We start from the raw sequence: 22,844 nt of genomic DNA, 5'->3' as shown, positions 1-22,844 counted from the left end.
TTCTCACACTAGCGCGTTTCGTTTTGCCATCTCGATAAGTTCTACCAAGGATTTGGCTTGAAGTTTCTGCATCAGCCTCTTTTTATAAGTGCTTACTGTTTTGTTGCTCAGAAACATGCCTTTGGCAATTTCCTTGTTGGTACGACCTTGTGCAAATAATTGCAATACCATTAGTTCCCTATCGTTGACGGTTTTGAATAATTCAAGTTCCTGGGTTTCCACACCGTCTATACCGTTGGTGGTCAATGCCTGGCTGGGGAAATAGTTATAGCCGGACAGCACCGCGCGGATGGCGCTCAGCAACTCACTCAGGTCGCCCTCCTTGCACACGTAGCCATCGGCGCCCGAGCGCATGCAGCGGGTGGCGAACAGGGTAGGGGATTGGGCTGTCAGGATCAGGGTTTTCATCGGTGTATTCATTGCGTTGAATCGGCAGAGCACTTCAAGCCCATCCAGCTTGGGAATACTGATATCGAGGATAATCAGGTCAGGCAGGCATTCCCGGACCATTTGAATGGCGTCGCATCCGTTGTCCGTTTCGCCCACCACTTTGTAACCTTCATGCTCCAACAACATCCGGATGGCAAGCCGTATAACCGGATGGTCGTCGATAATAAAAACTGAGTTCATGATCATAGTCCGTGTAAGTGCAAATAAAGCGGGCACATTAGCTCAGAAGAGCACAGGGGGGCATGAGCTCAGCGGCAAGTAGGTACAAAACAGGAAAATTCCTACACTAAAAAAGGTAAATACCTACCATCTGCTAAGGCTTTGTGAAGCGATATCACAAGGCTTCGGAAGTGAATGAGCTAAAGGTTGTTATCGTGGATTTAACGGGCATCGTACAGGCATATTTCATCGGATCATGATGTTTAAAATCCTACATTTGTAACCTGAGCAATGGGCAGATCAAGCGTGCAAGTTCATCTTTGTTTAATGGCTTTGATAAATAGCCGAGCAGTGGCAGGCCACGATCCATGGCTTGGGCGATCAGGGTGGCTAGCTCTACCACGGGCAATCCGCTCAGCAGGATGGCGGTCGTGGTAAAGCGCCGGCGACTGGCGATTTCAATCAGCTCAAGCCCCGGCAAATCGGGCAGGCATTGGTCACACAGGATGATGTCGAAGGGCACCTCGGCCCGCGACATCAAGCAGATTGCCTGCTCGGCGTTTTCGGCCGGGGTCAGCCGTGCGAAGCCGAAGCTCCTGAGCAGGCACTGGGTGGCGAGGAGTTGGAATGGATGATCCTCCACCAACAGGATACGGAGCGGATAACTGGGCATTTTGGGGGGCACACGGTGAGTCAAGCGTCGATGGGGGGCGCGTAGGAACAGTTCGCCTGGATCGCCCGGAGCGTGCGTGATTATTCATCGGGTGCTTGTGCGAATTCGATCAGGCCGCTCTGTTCCCTTCGTAGGTAGATTCCTTTCAGGCAACAGGCAGCTTGATCGTGCTCGTTATTGAGGGCTGGAACGCCCGGTCATTTCCCGCGCCATCTCGGTGGCATAGCTGTCGGTCATGCCGGCGATAAAGTCGATCATGCGCAGGAACGAAGTGTGCAAAGGCCACTGTGGGTTCGGCGCATTGTTGCCCAGTAAGTCGAGAATGCGCCGGTTCTTGAATGACGGCGTGCGTCCACCATGTTGTTCCAAGGCTGCACCGCAAAAGGCGTTCAAGAGGATTTCCAGGGTGGTGTAGGCGCCGATCTCATGCAGGGTCTTGCGCTTGTCCTGGAAAATCTTCTTGCGCGCCATGTCCTTGGCATCCAGCACGCAGCGTTTGGCGGGGCCATGCATGTGCTCCACCAGGTCGCCGGGCAGGGTGCCGGCGAGCAAGGCATCCTGTTGTTCGACGAAGGCACTCGCCGCCGCGTTGGTCAAATGTTCGATGGCTTTGCCGCGCAGGATTGCCAGCTTGCGTCGGCGCGAATCCTGGGCGCCGAGTTGGCGATAGGTCTGGGGCAGGTCATCGCCCACCAGGTTGAGCAGCAGCGACTCGACCTCGGCGTATTCCAGCAGCTCCATTTCCAGGCCGTCTTCCAGGTCGATCAAGGCGTAGCAGATATCATCCGCTGCCTCCATCAGGTACACCAGCGGGTGGCGGGCCCAGCGTTGTTCTTCGAGCTGCGGCAGGCCGAGTTTGTGGGCGATCTGTTCCAGGATCGGCAGTTCGCTTTGGTAGCAGCCGAACTTGTGTTTCTTGTAGCCCAGCGAATCCGCGTGGCGCGCCGTCCAGGGGTATTTCAGGTAAGTGCCCAATGTCGCGTAGGTCAACCGCGTGCCGCCGTCGAACTGGTGGTATTCCAGCTGGGTGAGCACGCGGAAGCCTTGGGCGTTGCCTTCGAAGTTGAGGAAGTCATTGCGCTCGGCACTGCTCATGTCATCCAGCCAGCCGCGGCCTGCCGCCTGCTGGAACCAGTGGCGGATGGCGTCTTCGCCGGAGTGCCCGAACGGAGGGTTGCCGATGTCGTGGGCCAGGCAGGCCGATTGCACCACCATGCCCAGGTCGCTCGGGTCGCACCAGTCGGGCAGGGCGCCACGCAGGGTTTCACCCACGCGCATGCCGAGCGAGCGGCCGACGCAGCTGACTTCCAGCGAATGGGTCAGGCGCGTGTGGATATGGTCGTTGCTGGACACCGGGTGCACTTGGGTCTTGCGACCGAGGCGGCGAAACGCGCCAGAGAAAATAATACGGTCATGGTCTTTGTGAAACGGGCTACGGCCCAGTTCTTCCGGGCTGTGCAGGGGCTTTCCAAGACGTTCGCGGGTAAGCAGGGTGGGCCAATCCAAGGCGGTTACTCTCCGTGCGGTGAATGACCCTGCCAGCTTCCCGGTTCCGCGTGGGCGGGGCAAGCGAAAAACTACAGCCCGACCGCATCGATATCGATTAACAGCAAACGCTGACCGTTATCGAAGAATTGTCCGGCCGTGAGGCAATACTGGTTGGTGGTCGCGTCGCGGTAGGTCGAGGACAAGGTCAGGCGTCGCTCCTCCCACCCTTCGGCCAGCAAGTGGTAGAAGTACGGGCGCCATGACCAATTGTGGCCCAGGTAGCGGCTGTCGGCCTGCCAGGCGTCCTGGCGCCATTCAAAGTTCGGCGTCAGCTGGGTGCCATGTCGGTCGCACTGGTAAAACCGCAGCAGCCAGGGGAAAGCCGGCAGTTGCGGCAACTGGCTCAGCGGCGCCTGTGCCAGGGCCCAGTTCTGCAGGATCTTCATCAGCTCTGCCAGTTGCTGGCGCAGTTGCATGATGCGCCCGCGCTCAGCCAGTTTTTGCTGGACGTAGGCCGTGCGCAACTGGGCGAAACGCGGCACGAAGGCGTCGGCGGCGAACCAGTCCAACTGCGCCTGGGCGAACAGATAACCCTGCACATAGCGCGAGCCACACTCCAGGGCAAAGCTCAACTGCGCCTCGGTTTCCACGCCTTCGGCAATGATCCAGCAGCCAGTCTTCTCGGCCATTTGCGCGAGTGCCCGCACCACTTCACTGCTCGGCCCGCCGCGTGCAGCCTCTTGGAACAGGCGCATGTCCAGCTTGAGAATATCCGGCTGCAACGCCAGTACCCGGTCAAGCTGCGAGTAGCCGGCACCGAAGTCATCGATGGCGATGCGCGCGCCGGCCTCGCGATAACGTGCGACTACGTTGGCCAGGCGCTGGATGTCACCGCCCAGTTCGGTGATCTCGAACACGATCCGCCGTGGGTCGACACCATGACTGTGGATCTGTTTAAGGCTCGGCAGCGCTTGGCCCGGGCGCAGGCGGTTGATCCAGCGCGGCGAGATATTCAAGCTCAGGAACCAGTCTTCAGGCGCTTCATGCAAGCGGCTCAACGCGTTATCGCGGATCTGTCGGTCAAGCCGACGCAAGCTCACGCCTGGCGTGCGCGGGTCGGCGAACAGCGGGCCCACGGACTGCAAGCGGCCGTCGACCTGGCGCAGACGGCCCAGGGCCTCGACGCCGGCGATGCGGCCGGTGGCGGTGTCGATAAACGGCTGGAAGCAGGCAAGCGGTTGCCCGTCGATCACGGGGCCTCCTTAAGAGAGGTGGCGAAAAAAAGGCCCGGCCCTCAAAAACGAGGACCGGGCCGATTCTGTTAGCAAGAATGCAGCCAGCAGGGCTGATAAGCCGTAGAAAGGTACAGCATTCACCTTTAAGCCAGAGGTACAGCCTTCACCTTTAACGTGCGCCAGCCCGCCTGCTTCAACTTTTACGCGAAGTGCCTTGCATGGCCAGTTTGATCAGCGGGATCAAGCCGGCACCGAGGCGTACCAGGCGGGTCATGCCGCTGATACCGCCGCCCTTGGCACCTTTGCCGGTCAAGAAGCCCATCAGCGTCACCGCCGCCACGCCCCACAGCGGCGCGTGCTTGATGCCCAGGCTGCCCTGCCAGTTCTGGCCCATGTTGCGCACCTTATTCAAAGGCAGCATCAATTGCTGGGACTCGTGGCGGATTTCCTGGCGGTGCATTTCCATGCGCAGGCGAATCAACGCCTTGCGCATTTCCCGTCGCGACGTGTTTTTAGGCATTTCAGTCAGGCTCATGGCAACAAGCGCTCCCGGTCATTGGCCAGCTCTTCGAGGGTGGCGTGGAACGGTGTGGATTCATCGAACACCGCCGCCTTCAAGCGCACTCCGCAGAACGCCGCGGCCAGGCTGTAGAACACGCAGAGGCAGATGATCCCGGTCAGGCGGTAACCGGTGTCCCACACCAGGATCATCACCAACGTCGACAACCCCACCAGCAACAGCAGCGCAAATACCAGCGCCAAGCCGGCGAACAGCAGCAGGCTGACGGTGCGGGCCTTCTGTTCCTGCAATTCGATGCCAAATAATTCGACGTGGCTGTGCAGCAAGCCCAGAACGGCCGCGCCCAGACGTCTTGAGGTAGTCCCTGTGGACGAGCCAGTTTCGCCGATAGACATGATTTAGCGCCTTGTGGCCAGCAGGCCGATCAGAAAGCCCACACCGGCCGCAATGCCCACCGACTGCCAAGGGTTGGCCTGCACGTAATCTTCGGTCGCGGTGACGGCCGCCTGGCCGCGTTCGCGCAGCGAATCTTCGGTCTGCTTCAGGGTTTCGCGGGCCTGGAGCAGCGTGTCGTGGATCTTGGCCCGCAGCTCATCGGCCTGGTCACCGGCGAGCACTTTGGTGTCGTCCAGCAACCTTTCGGTGTCAGTCACCAGGGTTTGAAAATCCGCCATCAGTATTTCTTGAGCAGTCTTTGCAGTTCTTCTGGCCATGGTTATCTCCGTGATTGGCTGATCTGTACGTAGTGGTTTCGAGTCACCGGCGTCGGTGAAGGTTCAGTGCAATTGTGTGGTACAGCTTTTGCTTTGCCTTGGTGCGCAGGCCTCAAGGCCTGCGCTGAATCCGGGCGGCCCCAGGCAATGCCTTGAAAAACCTTACCCTAAATAACTGAAACTCGCGGAAAAACCCTGTCGGCAACGGCCTGTTGTGTTGATCGCTGCGCTAAAGCGGTTCACACCCTCTGAAGAGGGGTGGGACCGGTGGTGCCAATTTAGTGCGCGCAACCCTGGCTTGAACCGCTTTGGTGCTTTTTGCCTTTATTGCAGGCCTGCCAACCTCCATGGAAAATTTGCAAAGTGCAGTGGACACGCTCGTCCACAGCTCCAACACCCTGTTTATCCTGATCGGTGCGGTCATGGTCCTGGCCATGCACGCGGGCTTCGCGTTCCTGGAAGTCGGCACCGTGCGCCAAAAGAACCAAGTCAACGCGCTGTCGAAGATCCTCAGCGACTTCGCCATCTCGACCCTGGCCTATTTCTTTATAGGCTATTGGATCTCCTACGGTGTGAGCTTCATGCAACCGGCGGCGGTGATCAGTGCCGACCACGGTTATGGCTTGGTGAAGTTCTTCTTCCTGCTGACCTTCGCGGCAGCAATCCCGGCAATCATTTCCGGCGGCATCGCCGAGCGTGCGCGGTTTGCCCCGCAATTGTGTGCCACGGCGTTGATCGTGGCGTTTATCTACCCGTTCTTTGAAGGCATGGTGTGGAACGGCAATTTCGGCCTGCAGGTCTGGCTGCTCGCGCGCTTTGGCGCCAGCTTCCATGACTTCGCCGGTTCCGTGGTGGTGCATGCCATGGGCGGCTGGCTGGCGCTGGCGGCAGTGTTGTTGCTCGGGCCGCGCAACGGGCGCTACCGCGAGGGACGCCTGGTGGCGTTCGCGCCGTCGAGTATTCCGTTCCTGGCGCTGGGCTCGTGGATCCTGATCGTCGGCTGGTTCGGCTTTAACGTGATGAGCGCGCAAACCCTCAATGGCGTGAGTGGACTGGTGGCGGTCAATTCGTTGATGGCGATGGTCGGCGGCACGGTCGCGGCGTTGATCATTGGCCGCAACGACCCGGGCTTCCTGCATAACGGCCCGCTGGCCGGGCTGGTAGCGATCTGCGCCGGTTCCGACCTGATGCATCCGGTCGGCGCGCTGGTCACGGGCGCCGTCGCCGGTGGCCTGTTTGTGTGGTGTTTCATCGCCGCCCAGGATCGCTGGAAGATCGACGACGTATTGGGTGTGTGGCCGCTGCACGGTTTGTGCGGTGTGTGGGGCGGCATCGCCTGCGGCATCTTTGGCCAGACGGCGCTGGGTGGCCTGGGCGGCGTCAGCCTGGTCAGCCAGTTGATCGGCACCGCCCTCGGTGTGATCGTGGCGCTGGTCGGCGGCTTGCTGGTGTACGGCGTGATCAAGCGCGTCACCGGGCTGCGCCTGAGCCAGGAAGAGGAGTATTACGGCGCGGACCTGTCGATCCACAAGATCGGCGCGGTCAGTCAGGATTGATCGGCGCCTCGTCTTCGTTGTTCGGCTGCGCATAAAAACCGTGCAGCAGGCGGTAGCGGTTCTGCCGCACCTCATCGACCCGCGCCTGCACCTGTTGGTCCGGCAGGCCCAGCAGGATCAAGGCGTGGGAGGCGAGCATCAGGCTCGACTCCAATAGCTCGGGCACCACTTCGCTGGCGCCTGCGGCTTTCAGTTCGGCGAGCTGGCTGTCGTCGCGGGTGCGCACCAGGATCGGCACGTCCGGGTTGATCCGACGTGCTTCCTTCAGCACCACCAAGGCGACGTCGCTGTTGTCCACGGCGATCACCACCAGCCGCGCGCGCTCCAGGCCCACGGCACTGAGCAGGACGCCACGCCGGCAATCCCCATAGTGCACGCTGCTGTCTTCAGTGGCGGTTTCCTGTACCCGTTCCGGGTCGTCATCCAGGGCGATAAACGCCTGTTGCTCCTTGCGCAGGAAACGCCCGATGGACTGGCCGACGCGGCCATAACCGCAGATCACCGCATGCCCATGCAACTGAGCATTAAGTGCAGTGATTGCCTCCAGTTGCACTTGCTGGTTGGGCTTGCGGTGCAAGCGCAGGGCAATGCTCGGTGCCGCGCGCAGCAGCAGCGGGGTCAGCAGCATCGAGCAGAACGTGGCGGCGAGCAGCAAGCCGTTGAACTCATCGGGGATTAATCGGCTTTGCTGCATCTGCGCCATCAAGGCAAAACAGAACTCGCCGCCTTGGGCCAGGGCCAGGCCACTGCGCCAGGCGGTCTCACCGTCGCTGCCGCGCAGCTTGACCAGCGCAGCGACCACGCAGCCTTTGATCAGCATCAGGGCGAGGGTGAGGCCGAGGATCAGCAGGCTATGGCTGACGAACAGTTGCAGGTCGATGAGCATGCCGATGCTGACGAAAAACAGCCCCAGCAGAATGTCGCGAAACGGGCGGATATCCGCTTCGATTTGATGGCGGTAGTGGCTTTCTCCCAGCAACATCCCGGCCAGGAAAGCCCCGAGAGCAGGGGAGAGCCCCAGCAGGTGGGTGAGCCAGGCGGTCAGCAAAACGATCACCAGCGCCAGCAGCACAAACAGCTCCGCCGAATGGGAGGCGGCGACTTCATGAAACAAACGCGGCAGTAACCAACGACTAGCAAGCAACAGGCCGACAAACAACACCACGGTCTTGCCCAGGGTCAACGGCAGCGCCCAATACCAGGCTTGCTCGCCGGTGCCGGCAAACACCGGGACCAGGGTCAACAGCAACACCGCCACCACATCTTGGAACAGCAGCACGCCAATCGCGTTCTGGCCATGGCTGCTGAAGATTTCACCGAGGCTGGTCAGCTCCTTGCTGACAATGGCGGTGGAGGACAACGCCAGCCCTGCACCGAGCAACAAGGCGATACCCGGCGCTACACCAAACCCCATCAACAAGACCGCCAGCAGCGTCCCGCAACCCAGCACCTGCAAACTGCCCAGGCCAAACACCACGCGGCGCAGGGCGAGCATCTTGGTCAGGGAGAACTCCAGGCCCAGGGAAAACAGCAGGAACACCACGCCCAGTTCGGCGAGATCGGGCAATTCTTCGCTGTCATTCACCCAGTCCAGCGCAGTGGGCCCCACGGCCAGGCCGACGCACAGGTAGCCCAGCACGGGCGGCAATTGCAGTCGGCGAAACAGCGCAATCACCACCAGGGATGAGGCCAGAATGATCAGCAGGTTGGCAAACACACGCATCTCCGTTGCAAGGGGGCAGGCAAAAAGCCGCGAGAATCGCTGAATCAGTTATAGGCCATGGTGACCTGGGTCAGGGTTTTTGTGGTGGTGGGCTTCATGCCGTCAGCGGGCTTAGAATGTTGGCCTACTTCCTGATCAGGACCCTTCGTCATGCTTCCTGAATGCCAGTTGTTCGGCACCCTGGGTTGCCATCTTTGTGAAATTGCCGAAGCCGAAATCATGCCGTTCGTCGAACGCGGGTTAATGGTGGAGCTGGTGGATATCACCGATCCCGACGACCTGACCGACGTCTATGGCCTGCGGATTCCGGTGCTTCGCCGGGTGGACACCGGGGCGGAACTGGATTGGCCTTTTGAATCACAACAGTTGGTGGCCTTCCTTCGCTGAGTGTTATCCGATGGCGGGTTTCTAAATATTGCGTTACTGTATGTTTGTACAGCGATTGAAATAGAGGGAACGCCCGTGGTGAATGTCGAACAACTGAAAAGCAGCGTCAATCGCATGTCCGCCGACGTCGTGCGCGATGCGGTGAACGAGCTGCGCCTCGATGGCCTGGTCACGGAAGGCAAGACGCCGTTCAACAAAGTGCATTTCAATACCTGCTTTGCCGAGATCGAAGCGCTGTTCCAGCGTGCCGGTTACCACAAGCAGCTGGACGTGGTGGGTTACCAGGGCTTGTTATACGCGCTGTATGACCCCGGCCGCTGGGAGGCGGTGGACGTGCTGCGCTGGCTCAAGGAGTTCACCGACGCCGCGAGTGCCTCACCGCTCCTGCGCGCGGAGTTGGTCAAGGCCTGAGATCGGCCCTAGGCTCAATCCCGCTCGATGCGGGATAATGCCCGCGTGTTTTCCCAGGCTTTGAGCATTTCATGTCCACATCCGGTTTTTCCGCGTCCCAGCACCAAGCCAGCACCTTGTACCTGCCGCCCGGCCCCTGGGCGACAGTGCTCGATTGCCTGTGTGAGCACTTCCCGGCGATCGCCCGTGAACACTGGCTGGACCGCATCGCCAGGGGCCGGGTGCTGGACATCAACGGCAGCCCGATCAGCCTGGACCTGGCCTACAAGGAAGGGCTGTGCATCTACTACTTCCGGGAAGTGCCCAACGAGAAGGTGATCCCGGTGCAGGAAACCATCCTGTATGCCGACGAGCACTTGGTGGTCGCCGACAAACCGCATTTTTTGCCGGTGACCCCGGCCGGTGAATACGTCGAGCAAACCCTGTTGCGCCGTCTGATTCGCTGCCTCGACAACCCGGCGCTGGTGCCCTTGCACCGTATCGACCGGCATACGGCCGGCCTGGTGCTGTTCTCGGCCAACCCGGCCAGCCGCTCGGCCTATCAGCAACTGTTTCCCACACGCCAGATCGATAAATTTTACGAAGCCATCGCGCCAGCCCTGCCGAACCTGACGTTCCCCAGGGTGCATAAAAGCCGCCTGGTAGAGGGCGAGCCGTTCTTTCGCATGCAAGAAGGCCCTGGTGCAAGCAACACCGAGACGGCCGTGGAAGTGCGCGAAAAAAAGGCTGACCTATGGCGCTACGGCCTGTTCCCCGTGACCGGCAAGAAGCACCAACTGCGCGTGCACATGACCGCCCTCGGCGCGAGTATCTGCAACGACCCGTTCTACCCTGACGTCATCAAGGATGCCGTGGACGACTACGCCAACCCTCTCAAGCTGCTGGCCCAGGGCGTACTGTTTATCGACCCTGTGACGGGCGAGGAGCGCCATTTTCGCAGCCGGATCACCCTCGACTGGTAACCGCCAGAAACGACAAGGCCCGCGCGAGGCGGGCCTTGTTGGCAAACGCTAAGACTTACAGGTCTTTAACGGTGCGAACCTGATCTTTGTTGATGCGGGTGCGCTTGCCGTCAAGTTGTTCGAATTCGTAGAAACCCGAATCTTCGTTGTATTTCGGGGTGTCGACGGCCTGGATTTCGCGACCGTCATTCAGGGTGATCACTGTCGGCGAAGCGCAACCGGCGAGGGTGGCGAGGCCCAGTGCAAGCATGAGAGCGGCGATGGTCCGTTGAGTCATGAGATTGTCTCCGAGAGAATACTTTTTAATAGCTGACCTTGTGACGCGCGGGGCGCCGACAAAGTTCCTTAAGCGAGGTTCATTCTGACACGCCCGACGGCGTCTGTAACAGCTGCGGCGTATTAAGGTTGGCCAGGCGTGGGTCATCCGCCGGGCATTCCAGGCCCACACCGCCCAGTTGCAGGAAGATCTTGCGCGGGCTGCGCTCACCGGCATGCCAGGCGTCTTCCACCGCAGCCCGCAGGCGGGTCGGGATGATGCAGATCAGCGGTTCCCAGAACTCTCCATGGCGCACCATCACCGGCAGCAGCAGGTTGCGCCGTGCCGTCTCACGCAGGTCGGCGAGCAATGGGGCGTCGATATGCGGCACATCGCACGGCAATATCAGCAAGTGCTCATGACGTGCGGCGGCGAGTCCCGCCCGGATACCCGCGAGCGGGCCGGGGAAGTCCGGGCTGTCGTCGTTCACCAACTGGTCGGCATAGTCGGCGTAGCGCTCCGGGTTGCGGTTGCACGAGATGATCAGGTCATCCGTGAGCGGTCGCGCCAGCCTCTGTAAATGCGCGATCAACGGTTGGCCACGCCATTCCAGCAGGCCCTTGTCCTGGCCGCCCATGCGTTGGCCGCGCCCTCCGGACAGCAGCAACACCGAACAGGGCAGAGGGGATGAATCGATAGGCATGGCAGTTCCGCAGCGGCAGCAAAAGGGGGGCCTGTGATATAACATCGGGCTGTTCCTTCGACAACCGGACCGTGCCATGAACGCCAAGGCAGATGCGCCCTTCGTACCCCTGAACATCGCTGTATTGACCGTCAGCGACACCCGCACCCTCGAAACCGATACCTCCGGCCAGGTCTTCGTCGACCGCCTCACCGCCGCTGGCCACGCCCTGGCCGAGCGCGTGCTGCTCAAGGACGACCTCTACAAGATCCGCGCCCAGGTCGCTCACTGGATCGCCGAAGACGTGGTGCAAGTCGTGCTGATCACCGGCGGCACCGGCTTCACCGGCCGTGACAGCACCCCCGAGGCCGTCAGTTGCCTGCTCGACAAACAGGTCGATGGCTTTGGCGAGCTGTTCCGGCAGATCTCCGTCGCCGACATCGGCACCTCCACCGTGCAGTCCCGCGCCCTGGCCGGCCTGGCCAATGGCACGTTGGTGTGCTGCCTGCCGGGTTCCACCAATGCGGTGCGCACCGGTTGGGACGGCATCCTCGCCGAGCAGTTGGACAACCGCCACCGCCCGTGCAATTTCGTGCCGCACCTGAAACAGGCCGAGCCTTGTGAATCCCGTGGGTAAGCCTGGCAAGACCGGCACCCTGATGCCGGTAGAACAAGCACTGCAACAGCTGCTGGCGATGGCCGAGGCCGCGCCGATCCGCGAGCGCAATACCTTGCCCCTGGCCGACTGCGACGGTCGCGTATTGGCCCAAGACCTGGTCTCCACCCTTGACCTGCCGCCGTGGCCGAACAGTGCCATGGACGGTTACGCCGTGCGCCTGTCGGACTGGACCGGTGAGCCCTTGGTGGTCAGCCAGCGCATTTTTGCGGGCCAGGCGCCGGAACCTCTGGCCGCCGGTACCTGCGCGCGCATCTTCACCGGCGCACCGGTACCTGAAGGGGCTGACTGTGTGGAAATGCAGGAAAACGCGGTGGTCCACGCCGACGAGCGCGTGAGCTTCACCGAGCCCCTGCACGTCGACCAGAACATCCGCCCCCGAGGGCAGGAAACCACCGCAGGCGAGTTGGTCTTGACCGCCGGCACGCGCCTGGGCCCGATTGAACTCGGCCTGGCGGCGTCCCTCGGGCATGACCGTCTTGACGTTATTCGCCGGCCGCGCGTGGCCGTGCTGTCCACCGGTGACGAGTTGATCGAACCCGGTTTGCCGCTGGGGCCGGGCCAGATCTACAACAGCAACCGACGGGTGCTGTGTTCCTGGCTTACGCGCCTGGGCTGTGAAGTGATCGACGCCGGCATCCTGCCTGACGACCTGGAACAGACCCGCACCCGCCTGGCGAGCCTGGGCGCGGTCGACCTGATCCTGTCCACGGGCGGTGTGTCGGTGGGCGAGGCGGATTTCCTTGGCATCGCCCTGCGTGAAGAGGGTGAGCTGGCGTTGTGGAAACTGGCGATCAAACCGGGCAAGCCGCTGACGTTCGGCCACTTCCGTGGCGTGCCGGTGATCGGTCTGCCGGGCAACCCGGCCTCGACGCTGGTGACGTTCGCGCTGCTGGCGCGCCCGTACCTGTTGCGCCGTCAAGGTGTGCAAGACGTCGAGCCGCTGCGCTTTGAAGTACCGGTGGGGTTCACTTGGCCAAAACCCGGCAACCGCCGCGAATACCTGCGCGGGCGTATCGAGCAAGGCAAGGCGATCATCTACCGCAACCAGAGCTCCGGCGTACTGCGCAGTGCAGCGTGGGCAGAAGGGTTTGTGGAGGTGTTGGAGGGCACGACGCTGGAGAGGGGTGACCGGGTCAATTTCATCCCGCTAAGCGAAGTCCTGAACTGACCGCTGATCCCAATGTGGGAGGCAGCAAGCCCTAATGCCAGTCAGTTAAGAAGCAGCAAGAGCGAAAAGTAACCCGTGGCGAGGGAGCTTGCTCCCGCTGGACTGCGCGGCAGTCCCAGTCTTTTGAAACAAAGAGCTGGGGCCGCTTCGCGACCCAGCGGGAGCAAGCTCCCTCGCCACAGGTACGGTGCTCACCCTCAGCTGACTGGCATTAGGGCTTGCCCCCTCCCACATTGAGGTCTTCATAGGCCTCAGTAATCTTCGCCGCGCTCGGTGATGTCGCGCTCCACCGGCCCTGCATCCGGGTCATACCCCACCGGAAACTTGCCCTTCAGCGTCCATGCAAACGCAATGATCTCGGCAATCGTGCGGTACAACTCCTCCGGAATGCTGTCCCCCAGTTCCATCCGCGCCAGCAGCTTCACCAGCTCGGCGTTTTCATAGATGGGCACTTCATTTTCCCGCGCCAGCTTCAGGATGGCTTCGGCCAGGGCATCGTCGCCCCTGGCCGTCAGGGTCGGCGCCTGCTGGCCGTCGTACTTGAGGGCAATCGCCTGGCGCGGTGGGGTGGCGTTCTTCATGCGGTCTCATCCACCCAGCGTTGCTCCAATCCGGTTTTTGGCCCGCGTGGCGGGGTGCCGAGGTGGCAGTCGAGGTCGCCGACGTTAAGGCCCGACGTCACCAGGCGCTCGCGCAGGGCGCCCAGGTGGCTTTCGATCAGGCTGGCGGTAAACGGCCGCGTCGCCCACAGCTGGCTGGACAGTTTGCCCTGCGTCAGTTGCGCCTGGACCTGCAACGGCCCCAGCGGCTCCATGTCGAAGGCCAGTTCGACGCGCCAGAGCATCTGCTTGGCGTCCTTCTTGTCCTTGCGTTCGGGCTGGTCCTTATCCGGCGGCGGTTCCTCGCGCTGGAACTTGACTTGCAGCGGCACGATGTCTTGCAACGTGCGCATCGGGATTTCCAACTGCCAGGTGCTTTGCAGGCGGCCGTCGGCGGTGGTACCGGTCTGCTCCAGGCTCGACAGCTGATGGCTCTGCAACCGTGAGATCGCCCCGGCGGCCAGGCGCAGCAGGTTTTCCAGGTCACCTTCGCCTTCCAGTTTCGCCATCAACCGCTCGGGCAACGGGAAACTGGCGGGTATCTGCCGGGCGCTGACCTGGCCGAGGGTGTTCAGGGGGCTGCGCACGAAGTTGGGCAGCACTTGGGCCAGGGTGTTGGCGGCGAGGATGGCATTCATATTGGTGCTGGCGGGCAGGGCGGGCAGTAAGTCGGCGACCAGGCGGAGCAGCGCGCCTTTCATGTCCAGCGGTGGGATCTGTGGGTTTTGCCCGGCAAGCAGTTTGGCTTCAAGAAACGCGCCGCTGTTCTGGATGACTTGCGCCAGTACCTTGGGATTGCTCACTTGCGCCAAGTCCGGCAAAGCGGCCAACAGACGGTCGGCGGCGGCGCGCAGGTCGGCGGAGGTGCTGTCGCCACGGGGCAGGTTCTGCAGCGCGGTGAATACCGCATCCAGCGAGCCTTGGCGGCTTTGCTGGGTCGACAATTGCTGGGTGACGGCCAATTGATCCTTGAGCCCGCTCAGCGGCACAAAACTCAGGGTCTGTGCGTTCTGCACCACGGCGCTGAGCAAGCTGCCGACGCGCAGGGGTTGCGGGCTTTCCACGGTCAAGGTCGCGCCCGCCAGGGCGTTGTTGAGCACGGTGACCAGCGAGCGGTAGATCGCCGGTTGCGCCGTGCCCTGGGGCAGCATCTGGGTGGTCAGCACCTTGGCCTGCAACAGCGTGCCCACCGGCATCTGGTTAGTGTCGATACGGGTGAGGGCGGCGACATTGGCGCTCAAGGCCTGCTGCAGGCTGAGGGTCAGGTTGCCAGTAGACGTCTGGCTCACCGCCACATTGCTGCCCAACGGCAGCGGCTGGGGGCTGGTCGCCTGCACCAGGGTCTGGCGGCCGCCTTCAAGGGTCAGTTTGAGCAGCAACTGGAAGGCTTCACCGCCTTGTTTAAGGGCGATGACTTCGGCGTTCGCGGTTTTTCCAGGATCGATCAGGCCGATCTGCGGCTCCAGCAGTTTCAGCAACTCGCCGGTTGCAGGCGCAGGGCCGGGCCCGGCTGCCGGGGCGGGTGGAAGCGTAGGAAGGTTGATCTCACCGGTCATCGCGCGCGTCGTCTCTGGGGAAATTGCCCTCTTTAGAGTAGGGCATCACATGTATAATGCCGCCCGTCTGCAAAGAGAGCGCTAAAAACCTCACAACTATTTGATCCAGCTCTCTAAAATCGGTCGCCAAAGCCGTTATTGTGCATTTCTCTTTAACGGCCGCTGCACCGCCGACTTGAACCGTAAAGGCCCGCGATCTTTTGACCAGCCCTCTTCTTGAAGCCATAGCGCTTGCCTGTGAACGCGACCTGCGCCTGCTGTTCGAGCACCTCGAACTGCGCCTGGCCGGCAGCGACATGGTGCAGGTCAGCGGCCCCAACGGCAGCGGCAAGACCAGTTTGCTGCGCCTGCTGGCCGGGTTGATGCAGCCGACGGCGGGTGAAGTTCGGTTAAACGGCAAGCCCCTCAACGCACAACGCACTGAACTGGCGCGCAACCTGGTCTGGATCGGCCACGCCGCCGGCATCAAGGACGTGCTCACCGCTGAAGAAAACCTCAGCTGGCTCAGCGCCCTGCATCATCCCGCTTCCCGCGACGCTATCTGGCAGGCCCTGGCCGCCGTCGGCCTCAAGGGCTTTGAAGACGTTCCCTGCCACACCCTGTCCGCCGGCCAACAGCGCCGCGTGGCGCTGGCGCGTCTGTACCTGCCGGGCCCGCCGCTGTGGATTCTTGACGAACCCTTCACCGCCCTCGACAAGCAAGGCGTCGCCCAATTGGAAGAACACCTGGCCCAGCATTGCGAACAGGGTGGCCTGGTTGTCCTCACCACCCATCACACGCTCAATCGCAAGCCCATCGGTTACCGTGATCTGGACCTGGGGCGGTGGTCAGCATGAGCGTGTTTGCCCTGCTGGTCGCCCGCGAAGCACGGTTGTTGTGCCGTCGTCCGGCCGAATTGGCCAACCCGCTGGTGTTCTTCGCGATAGTGATCGCGCTGTTCCCGTTGGCGGTGGGCCCAGAGACTAAACTGTTGCAAACCTTGTCCCCAGGACTGGTGTGGGTGGCGGCGCTTTTATCAGTGCTGCTCTCGCTGGACGGGCTGTTTCGCAGTGATTTCGAAGACGGTTCCCTCGAACAGTGGGTCCTTTCGCCGCACCCTTTGCCACTTCTGGTACTGGCCAAGGTGCTGGCACACTGGGCTTTTTCCGGCCTGGCGCTGGTGCTGCTCTCACCGTTGCTGGCGATGATGCTAGGGTTGCCCACCGAGTGCCTGCCGGTGTTGCTCCTGTCTTTGTTGCTCGGCACGCCAACCCTCAGCCTGTTGGGCGCGGTGGGCGCGGCGTTGACCGTGGGTTTGAAGCGCGGCGGCCTATTGCTGGCCCTGCTGATTCTGCCTTTGTACATCCCGGTGTTGATCCTGGGCAGCGGCGCCTTGCAAGCCGCGCTCATGGGCATGCCGGCGACCGGTTACCTCTTGTGGCTGGGTAGCCTGACCGCCCTGGCGGTAACCCTGACACCCTTTGCTATAGCGGCCGGCCTGAAGATCAGCGTCGGCGAATAATGAGGTCTGACCAAGACGTTATGTTTTAGTCAGTAAAGACCCTACGCTTCTTGCAACGACAGGAAGCAACCGTGATGGAAACAGCAATGAACTGGACCTGGTTTCACAAGCTCGGCTCGCCCAAATGGTTCTATGGCATCAGTGGCAAACTGCTGCCGTGGTTGAGCGTCGCCGCCGTGTTGCTGATCGGCATCGGCCTGGTCTGGGGCCTGGCCTTCGCGCCGCCGGACTACCAGCAAGGCAACAGTTTTCGCATCATTTATATCCATGTTCCTACCGCGATGCTGGCGCAGTCCTGCTACGTGATGCTGGCGGTGTGCGGCATCGTCGGCCTGGTGTGGAAGATGAAACTCGCCGATGTGGCCCTGCAATGCGCTGCGCCCATCGGTGCGTGGATGACCGCCGTGGCGCTGGTCACCGGCGCGATCTGGGGCAAGCCGACCTGGGGCTCGTGGTGGGTGTGGGATGCACGACTGACGTCCATGTTGATCCTGCTGTTCCTGTACTTCGGTCTGATTGCCCTGGGCAACGCGATCAGCAACCGTGACAGTGCCGCCAAGGCCTGCGCGGTGCTGGCCATCGTCGGCGTCATCAACATCCCGATCATCAAATACTCGGTGGAGTGGTGGAACACCCTGCACCAGGGCGCCACCTTCACCCTCACTGAAAAACCGGCGATGCCCGTGGAAATGTGGGCGCCGCTGCTGCTGATGGTGCTGGGTTTCTACTGTTTCTTCGGCGCTGTGTTGCTGCTGCGCATGCGCCTCGAAGTGCTCAAACGTGAAGCCCGCACCAGTTGGGTCAAGGCCGAAGTGCAAAACAGCCTGGGAGCGCGCGGATGAGTTTTGCTTCTTTCAGTGATTTTCTCGCCATGGGCCACCACGGCCTGTATGTGTGGACGGCCTATGGCATCTGCCTGGCGGTGCTGGCCCTCAACGTCGCCGCGCCGATCCTGGCCCGCAAGCGTTACCTGCAACAAGAGGCGCGACGTCTGCGCCGGGAGACCGAAAAGTGAATCCGCTGCGTAGAAAGCGTCTGTTGATCATCCTTGCGATTCTGGTGGGCGTCGGCATTGCCGTCGGCCTGGCCTTGAGCGCCTTGCAGCAGAACATCAACCTGTTTTACACGCCCACGCAGATCGCTAATGGCGAAGCGCCGATCGACACGCGCATCCGTGCCGGCGGCATGGTGGAGAAGGGCTCGCTCAAACGCTCCGGCGACTCCCTCGACGTGACCTTCGTCGTCACCGACTTCAACAAAGCCGTGACCATTACTTATCGCGGCATCCTCCCGGACCTGTTCCGCGAAGGCCAGGGCATCGTCGCCCTGGGCAAGCTCAACGCTGACGGTGTGGTGGTGGCCGACGAAGTGCTGGCCAAGCACGATGAAAAGTACATGCCACCGGAAGTGACCAAGGCCCTGAAAGACAGCGGCCAATCCGCGCCAACGCCTGCCAAGGAGGGCTAAGCCATGACGTCCGCACTGTTTATTCCAGAGCTGGGCCAGTTGGCGATGATCCTCGCCCTGTGCTTTGCCATCGTTCAGGCCGTGGTGCCGTTACTCGGTGCCTGGCGCGGCGACCGCTTGTGGATGAGCCTGGCGCAGCCGGCCGCCTGGGGCCAATGTGCCTTCCTGGTGTTCGCGTTCGGTTGCCTGACCTACGCCTTCATGACCGACGACTTTTCCGTCGCCTATGTGGCGAATAACTCCAACAGCGCGTTGCCTTGGTACTACAAGTTCAGCGCTGTGTGGGGCGCCCACGAAGGTTCGTTGCTGCTGTGGGCGCTGATCCTCGGCGGCTGGACCTTCGCGGTGTCGGTGTTCTCGCGCCAGCTGCCGCAAGTGATGCTGGCCCGCGTACTGGCAGTGATGGGCATGATCAGCATCGGCTTCCTGCTGTTCCTGATCATGACCTCCAACCCGTTCACCCGCATCCTGCCGCAGATCCCGGTGGACGGGCACGACCTCAACCCGCTGCTGCAGGACATCGGCCTGATCGTGCACCCGCCGATGCTCTACATGGGCTATGTCGGTTTCTCCGTGGCCTTTGCCTTCGCCATCGCCGCCTTGCTCGGCGGGCGCCTCGATGCGGCCTGGGCGCGCTGGTCGCGGCCGTGGACCATCGTCGCCTGGGCCTTCCTCGGGATTGGTATCACCCTCGGCTCCTGGTGGGCCTATTACGAGCTCGGCTGGGGCGGCTGGTGGTTCTGGGACCCGGTGGAAAATGCCTCGTTCATGCCTTGGTTGGTCGGCACTGCGCTGATTCACTCGTTGGCGGTCACCGAAAAGCGCGGTGTGTTCAAGAGCTGGACCGTGCTGCTGGCCATCGCGGCATTTTCCCTCAGCCTGCTCGGCACCTTCCTCGTGCGTTCGGGCGTGCTGACCTCGGTGCATGCGTTCGCGTCCGACCCGGAGCGCGGCGTGTTCATCCTGATCTTCCTGCTGTTTGTGGTCGGCGGCTCCCTGACGTTGTTTGCGTTGCGCGCGCCAGTGGTCAAGAGCCAGGTCGGCTTTAACCTGTGGTCGCGGGAAACCCTGTTGCTGGGCAATAACCTGGTGCTGGTGGTGGCCGCTTCGATGATCCTGCTCGGCACTCTGTACCCGTTGGTGCTGGACGCCTTGAGCGGCGCCAAGCTGTCCGTTGGCCCGCCGTATTTCAACGCGTTGTTTATCCCGTTGATGGGCCTGTTGATGGTGGTGATGGCGGTGGGCATGCTGGTGCGCTGGAAAGACACCCCGGTGAAATGGCTGGCCGGCATGCTGATGCCGGTGTTGCTCGGCAGCGTGGCCTTGGCGGTGATCGCCGGGTTTGCCTATGGCGACTTCAACTGGGCGGTGCTCGCGACCTTCCTGCTCGCCGCCTGGGTGTTGCTGGCCGGCGTGCGCGACATCTTCGACAAGACCCGTCACAAAGGCCTGGTCAAAGGCCTGCCGACCCTGACCCGCAGCTACTGGGGCATGCAGATCGCCCACATTGGCATCGCCGTGTGCGCCCTTGGCGTGGTGCTCTCCAGCCAGAACAGCGCCGAGCGCGACTTGCGCCTGGCGCCGGGCGAGTCCATGGACCTGGCCGGTTACCACTTCATCTTCGAAGGCGCCAAGCACTTCGAAGGGCCGAACTTTACGTCAGACAAAGGCACCGTGCGTGTCGTGCGCAATGGCAAGGAAATCGCCGTGCTGCACCCGGAAAAACGCCTGTACACCGTGCAGAGTTCGATGATGACCGAAGCCGGCATCGACGCCGGTTTCACCCGTGACCTGTATGTGGCGCTGGGTGAACCGTTGGGCGAGGGCGCCTGGGCGGTGCGGGTGCATGTCAAACCGTTTGTGCGCTGGATCTGGTTCGGCGGCTTGCTTACCGGCTTTGGTGGTTTGCTGGCCGCGCTGGACCGACGGTATCGGGTCAAGGTCAAGAGCCGGGTGCGTGAAGCCCTCGGCCTGCAAGGAGCGGCGGTATGAAGCGTTGGTTGATGGTCGTACCGCTGGCGATGTTTCTGGTGGTGGCGGTGTTCCTGTATCGCGGCCTTTATCTGGACCCGGCCGAGCTGCCGTCGGCCATGATCGGCAAGCCGTTCCCGGCGTTCAGCCTGCCAACGGTGCAGGGCGACAAGACCCTGACCCAGGCCGACCTGCTGGGCAAACCGGCACTGGTCAACGTGTGGGGCACCTGGTGCATTTCCTGCCGCGTCGAGCACCCGGTGCTGAACACGCTGGCCGAGAAGGGCGTGGTGATCTACGGCATCAACTACAAGGACGACAATGCCGCGGCCTTGAAGTGGTTGGCTGAGTTCCACAACCCGTACCAACTGGATATCCGCGATGAAGACGGCAACCTCGGTCTGAACTTGGGCGTCTACGGCGCCCCGGAAACCTTCTTCATCGACGCCAAGGGCGTGATCCGCGACAAGTACGTCGGCGTGATCGACGAAGTGGTGTGGCGCGAGCAACTGGCCGCCGAGTACCAGGCACTGGTCGATGAGGCCAAGCCATGAAGCGTCTGTTAGCCGCTGCGGTGCTGGCGCTGGGACTGGTCGGTGTGGCCCACGCCGCCATCGACACCTATGAATTCGCCAAGGATGGGGACCGCGAGCGTTTCCGCGAACTGACCAAGGAACTGCGCTGCCCCAAGTGCCAGAACCAGGACATCGCCGACTCCAACGCGCCCATCGCCGCCGACCTGCGCAAAGAGATCTTCCGCATGCTGGGGGAGGGCAAGGACAACCAGCAGATCATCGACTTCATGGTCGACCGCTACGGTGATTTCGTGCGCTACAAACCGGCCCTCACCGGCAAGACCGCGCTGCTGTGGTTCGGCCCTGCCGGGCTGCTGCTGGCGGGCGTGGTGGTGATGGCGGTGATCGTGCGCCGTCGCCGTGCTGCGCCGACCGATGGTTCCGACGCGCTGTCCCCTGAAGAGCGCAAACGCCTCGACCAATTGCTGGACACCAAGACTGATGATTGATTTCTGGCTCGCAGCCGGCTTGCTGCTTCTGATTGCCCTGAGTTTCCTGTTGATCCCTGTCCTGCGCGGCCGTCGCGCCCAGCGTGAAGAGGATCGCACCGCGCTGAACGTGGCGCTCTACCAAGAACGCGTGGCCGAGCTGCAAGTGCAGCAGGACGAAGGCGTACTGAATGCCGCGCAACTCGACACCGGCCGCGCCGAAGCGGCGCGTGAATTGTTGGCTGACACCGAAGGCGTGGAAAAACCCCGTGAATCGCGCCTGGGCAAGCCACTGCCATTTCTGGCGGCGTTCTTGGTGCCGGTCCTGGGGGTTGCGCTGTACCTGCATTACGGGGCCAGCGACAAGGTTGAACTGACCCGCGAATTCTCCCAGCCGCCGGTGTCCATGGAAGACATGACCCACCGCCTGGAACGCGCCGCCGCTGCCCAGCCGGACTCGCCGGAAGGCTTGTACTTCCTCGGTCGCGCCTACATGGCCCAGGACCGTTCCGCCGATGCCGCCAAGGTGTTCGAACGCACCGTGGCGCTGGCCGGGCGCCAGCCGGAACTGCTCGGCCAGTGGGCCCAGGCGCAGTATTTTGCTGACAACAAACAGTGGTCGCCCAAGGTGCAGGCGCTCACCGACGAGGCGTTGAAGCTCGATCCGAAGGAAGTCACCAGCCTCGGCCTGTTGGGTATCGCTGCCTTTGAAGGCCAGCGTTATCAAGAGGCTATCGACTACTGGAATCGTCTGTTGGCCCAGCTGCCGCCGCAAGACAACTCCCGCGCAGCGCTGCAAGGTGGCATTGATCGCGCTGCCGAGAAGCTCAAAGAGAGTGGCGGCACCGTTGCTCCTCAAAAAACCGTGATGAACGTCCGCGTGGACCTGTCCGCCGACGTGAAAGCCAAGGCCCTGCCCACCGACAGCGTATTTATCTTTGCCCGTGCCGTGAAAGGCCCGCCGGCACCGCTGGCCGCCAAGCGCGTCACCGTCGCCGAGCTGCCCATCACCGTCGAACTCGGCGACGCCGACGCGATGATGCCGCAGTTGAAACTGTCCAACTTCCCTGAAGTCCAACTGGTTGCGCGCATATCCCGGGCCGGTCAACCGACCACTGGCGAATGGATCGGCCGCAGCCAACCCCTGGCCAGCACCACCACTGCCTTGCAGCAGCTGACCATCGACAGTCCGGACAAGTAACTCGAGGAAACGCCTATGACCGCATTTGCACGCATCACCTTGCTCAGCCTGGTACTGGGCCTGAGCGCCTGTGCGGTCCACCGCCCACCTCCCGGGCCCACCGGCCCGACCATCCCACCGTCAGGCCCATCGACCCAGCCGAGCACCAAACCCTCCGGCCCGGTTACCCCGCCACCGAAACCCGTGCCGACCAAATCGCCGACCTTCGCCCCACCACCGGGCGCGGCCAGCCACTGGGACGGCAAGATGCAGGTGTACGTGCTGGAAGAACAGCCGGATACCTTCTACCGCCAGCGCACGTACTACCGCTGGAGCAACGGTTGGAGCCGGTCGATCAGCCCGAACGGGCCTTGGGAAGAGACCGACGTGCAGGGCGTGCCACCGGGGCTAAGCAAGCAGTACGCGCAATGACAAAAGGCGACCTTCGGGTCGCCTTTTTCTTGCCAGTGAAACGCTTTCTCCAAGCCAATGAAGATCAACTGTG

At 62.0% G+C, this 22,844-nt stretch carries 28 protein-coding genes; 16 read left to right on the top strand and 12 right to left on the bottom strand.

The window, feature by feature from the left end:
• Positions 1-3 precede the first annotated feature (3 nt).
• The 7 genes from K7431_RS26080 to K7431_RS26050 all read right to left on the bottom strand — a co-directional run bounded on the left by K7431_RS26080 (position 4) and on the right by K7431_RS26050 (position 5,238).
• A complete protein-coding gene (locus K7431_RS26080; protein ID WP_012723015.1) occupies positions 4-630 on the bottom strand; it encodes a response regulator transcription factor in 627 nt (208 codons plus the stop codon).
• A gap of 250 nt (positions 631-880) precedes the next feature.
• Positions 881-1,282 carry a response regulator gene (locus K7431_RS26075; RefSeq protein ID WP_012723016.1) on the bottom strand — a complete coding sequence of 134 codons (402 nt, stop codon included), beginning with the start codon at positions 1,280-1,282 and terminating at the stop codon, positions 881-883.
• A 174-nt stretch (positions 1,283-1,456) separates the two neighbouring features.
• Entirely contained in the window at positions 1,457-2,788 is a 1,332-nt protein-coding gene (locus K7431_RS26070) for a deoxyguanosinetriphosphate triphosphohydrolase (protein ID WP_012723017.1), read from the bottom strand.
• Positions 2,789-2,859: 71 nt separating this feature from the next.
• On the bottom strand, positions 2,860-4,023 hold the full coding sequence (locus K7431_RS26065) for an EAL domain-containing protein (RefSeq protein ID WP_012723018.1): 1,164 nt from the start codon (positions 4,021-4,023) through the stop codon (positions 2,860-2,862).
• Positions 4,024-4,198: 175 nt separating this feature from the next.
• Entirely contained in the window at positions 4,199-4,540 is a 342-nt protein-coding gene (locus tag K7431_RS26060; RefSeq protein ID WP_012723019.1) for a hypothetical protein, read from the bottom strand.
• Entirely contained in the window at positions 4,537-4,920 is a 384-nt protein-coding gene (locus tag K7431_RS26055; protein ID WP_012723020.1) for a phage holin family protein, read from the bottom strand. The genes K7431_RS26060 and K7431_RS26055 overlap by 4 nt, the downstream gene beginning before the upstream one ends.
• A gap of 3 nt (positions 4,921-4,923) precedes the next feature.
• Complete coding sequence (locus tag K7431_RS26050; protein WP_012723021.1) at positions 4,924-5,238, bottom strand: DUF883 family protein; 315 nt, start codon at positions 5,236-5,238, stop codon at positions 4,924-4,926.
• Positions 5,239-5,585: 347 nt separating this feature from the next.
• Between K7431_RS26050 and K7431_RS26045 the strand changes: the two genes are divergently transcribed.
• A complete protein-coding gene (locus K7431_RS26045) occupies positions 5,586-6,794 on the top strand; it encodes an ammonium transporter (protein ID WP_012723022.1) in 1,209 nt (402 codons plus the stop codon).
• On the opposite strand, the gene K7431_RS26040 is transcribed toward K7431_RS26045, so the two are convergent.
• Positions 6,781-8,517: a cation:proton antiporter gene (locus K7431_RS26040; protein ID WP_012723023.1), complete on the bottom strand. Its 1,737-nt coding sequence runs from the start codon at positions 8,515-8,517 to the stop codon at positions 6,781-6,783. The two genes, K7431_RS26045 and K7431_RS26040, sit on opposite strands and share 14 nt — an antisense overlap.
• Positions 8,518-8,667: 150 nt before the next feature.
• Here K7431_RS26040 and K7431_RS26035 point away from each other — a divergent pair, with 150 nt between their 5' ends.
• The 3 genes from K7431_RS26035 (at position 8,668) to K7431_RS26025 (ending at position 10,277) form a co-directional block, all read left to right on the top strand.
• Positions 8,668-8,904, top strand: coding sequence for a glutaredoxin family protein (locus K7431_RS26035; RefSeq protein WP_012723024.1), 237 nt, complete (start codon positions 8,668-8,670; stop codon positions 8,902-8,904).
• A gap of 75 nt (positions 8,905-8,979) precedes the next feature.
• Complete coding sequence (locus K7431_RS26030; RefSeq protein ID WP_043205014.1) at positions 8,980-9,315, top strand: hypothetical protein; 336 nt, start codon at positions 8,980-8,982, stop codon at positions 9,313-9,315.
• A 71-nt stretch (positions 9,316-9,386) separates the two neighbouring features.
• A complete protein-coding gene (locus K7431_RS26025) occupies positions 9,387-10,277 on the top strand; it encodes a pseudouridine synthase (RefSeq protein ID WP_012723026.1) in 891 nt (296 codons plus the stop codon).
• Positions 10,278-10,332: 55 nt separating this feature from the next.
• Here the strand turns inward: K7431_RS26025 and K7431_RS26020 are convergent, their stop codons facing one another.
• Positions 10,333-10,554: a YgdI/YgdR family lipoprotein gene (locus K7431_RS26020; RefSeq protein WP_010211805.1), complete on the bottom strand. Its 222-nt coding sequence runs from the start codon at positions 10,552-10,554 to the stop codon at positions 10,333-10,335.
• A 79-nt stretch (positions 10,555-10,633) separates the two neighbouring features.
• Positions 10,634-11,236: a molybdenum cofactor guanylyltransferase MobA gene (gene mobA, locus K7431_RS26015; RefSeq protein ID WP_012723027.1), complete on the bottom strand. Its 603-nt coding sequence runs from the start codon at positions 11,234-11,236 to the stop codon at positions 10,634-10,636.
• Positions 11,237-11,312: 76 nt separating this feature from the next.
• On the opposite strand from mobA, the gene moaB reads away from it, so the two are divergent.
• Positions 11,313-11,852 (top strand): molybdenum cofactor biosynthesis protein B, encoded by a 540-nt coding sequence (gene moaB / locus K7431_RS26010; RefSeq protein WP_012723028.1) that lies wholly within the window; start codon positions 11,313-11,315, stop codon positions 11,850-11,852.
• A complete protein-coding gene (locus K7431_RS26005; RefSeq protein ID WP_012723029.1) occupies positions 11,836-13,062 on the top strand; it encodes a molybdopterin molybdotransferase MoeA in 1,227 nt (408 codons plus the stop codon). The genes moaB and K7431_RS26005 overlap by 17 nt, the downstream gene beginning before the upstream one ends.
• 251 nt (positions 13,063-13,313) lie before the next feature.
• Here the strand turns inward: K7431_RS26005 and K7431_RS26000 are convergent, their stop codons facing one another.
• Entirely contained in the window at positions 13,314-13,643 is a 330-nt protein-coding gene (locus tag K7431_RS26000) for an EscU/YscU/HrcU family type III secretion system export apparatus switch protein (protein WP_012723030.1), read from the bottom strand.
• The gene (gene fliK, locus K7431_RS25995; protein WP_012723031.1) at positions 13,640-15,217 is read right to left on the bottom strand and encodes a flagellar hook-length control protein FliK; all 1,578 of its coding nucleotides are present in this window, start codon (positions 15,215-15,217) and stop codon (positions 13,640-13,642) included. Before fliK ends, K7431_RS26000 begins: the two co-directional genes overlap by 4 nt.
• Before the next feature lie 200 nt (positions 15,218-15,417).
• On the opposite strand from fliK, the gene ccmA reads away from it, so the two are divergent.
• The 10 genes from ccmA to K7431_RS25945 all read left to right on the top strand — a co-directional run bounded on the left by ccmA (position 15,418) and on the right by K7431_RS25945 (position 22,771).
• A complete protein-coding gene (gene ccmA / locus K7431_RS25990; RefSeq protein WP_012723032.1) occupies positions 15,418-16,053 on the top strand; it encodes a cytochrome c biogenesis heme-transporting ATPase CcmA in 636 nt (211 codons plus the stop codon).
• Positions 16,050-16,718 (top strand): heme exporter protein CcmB, encoded by a 669-nt coding sequence (gene ccmB, locus K7431_RS25985; RefSeq protein WP_012723033.1) that lies wholly within the window; start codon positions 16,050-16,052, stop codon positions 16,716-16,718. The genes ccmA and ccmB overlap by 4 nt, the downstream gene beginning before the upstream one ends.
• Before the next feature lie 86 nt (positions 16,719-16,804).
• Positions 16,805-17,560: a heme ABC transporter permease gene (locus tag K7431_RS25980; RefSeq protein WP_012723034.1), complete on the top strand. Its 756-nt coding sequence runs from the start codon at positions 16,805-16,807 to the stop codon at positions 17,558-17,560.
• Positions 17,557-17,733 carry a heme exporter protein CcmD gene (ccmD, locus tag K7431_RS25975; RefSeq protein WP_003172771.1) on the top strand — a complete coding sequence of 59 codons (177 nt, stop codon included), beginning with the start codon at positions 17,557-17,559 and terminating at the stop codon, positions 17,731-17,733. The genes K7431_RS25980 and ccmD overlap by 4 nt, the downstream gene beginning before the upstream one ends.
• Positions 17,730-18,185: a cytochrome c maturation protein CcmE gene (gene ccmE / locus K7431_RS25970; protein ID WP_012723035.1), complete on the top strand. Its 456-nt coding sequence runs from the start codon at positions 17,730-17,732 to the stop codon at positions 18,183-18,185. The genes ccmD and ccmE overlap by 4 nt, the downstream gene beginning before the upstream one ends.
• 3 nt (positions 18,186-18,188) lie before the next feature.
• The gene (locus K7431_RS25965; protein WP_012723036.1) at positions 18,189-20,177 is read left to right on the top strand and encodes a heme lyase CcmF/NrfE family subunit; all 1,989 of its coding nucleotides are present in this window, start codon (positions 18,189-18,191) and stop codon (positions 20,175-20,177) included.
• Positions 20,174-20,710, top strand: coding sequence for a DsbE family thiol:disulfide interchange protein (locus tag K7431_RS25960; protein WP_012723037.1), 537 nt, complete (start codon positions 20,174-20,176; stop codon positions 20,708-20,710). The genes K7431_RS25965 and K7431_RS25960 overlap by 4 nt, the downstream gene beginning before the upstream one ends.
• Complete coding sequence (locus K7431_RS25955; protein WP_012723038.1) at positions 20,707-21,180, top strand: cytochrome c-type biogenesis protein; 474 nt, start codon at positions 20,707-20,709, stop codon at positions 21,178-21,180. The genes K7431_RS25960 and K7431_RS25955 overlap by 4 nt, the downstream gene beginning before the upstream one ends.
• Positions 21,173-22,360, top strand: coding sequence for a c-type cytochrome biogenesis protein CcmI (gene ccmI, locus K7431_RS25950; protein WP_012723039.1), 1,188 nt, complete (start codon positions 21,173-21,175; stop codon positions 22,358-22,360). The genes K7431_RS25955 and ccmI overlap by 8 nt, the downstream gene beginning before the upstream one ends.
• Positions 22,361-22,375: 15 nt before the next feature.
• Positions 22,376-22,771 carry a hypothetical protein gene (locus tag K7431_RS25945; protein WP_012723040.1) on the top strand — a complete coding sequence of 132 codons (396 nt, stop codon included), beginning with the start codon at positions 22,376-22,378 and terminating at the stop codon, positions 22,769-22,771.
• Positions 22,772-22,844: the final 73 nt, after the last annotated feature.

This window comes from Pseudomonas fluorescens group sp. (assembly GCF_020093335.1).
In the GTDB taxonomy this organism is placed as follows: Bacteria; Pseudomonadota; Gammaproteobacteria; order Pseudomonadales; family Pseudomonadaceae; genus Aquipseudomonas; species Aquipseudomonas petroselini.
The sequence above is the reverse complement of the archived record's forward strand: the minus strand, read 5'-3'. Positions and strand labels throughout refer to the sequence as shown.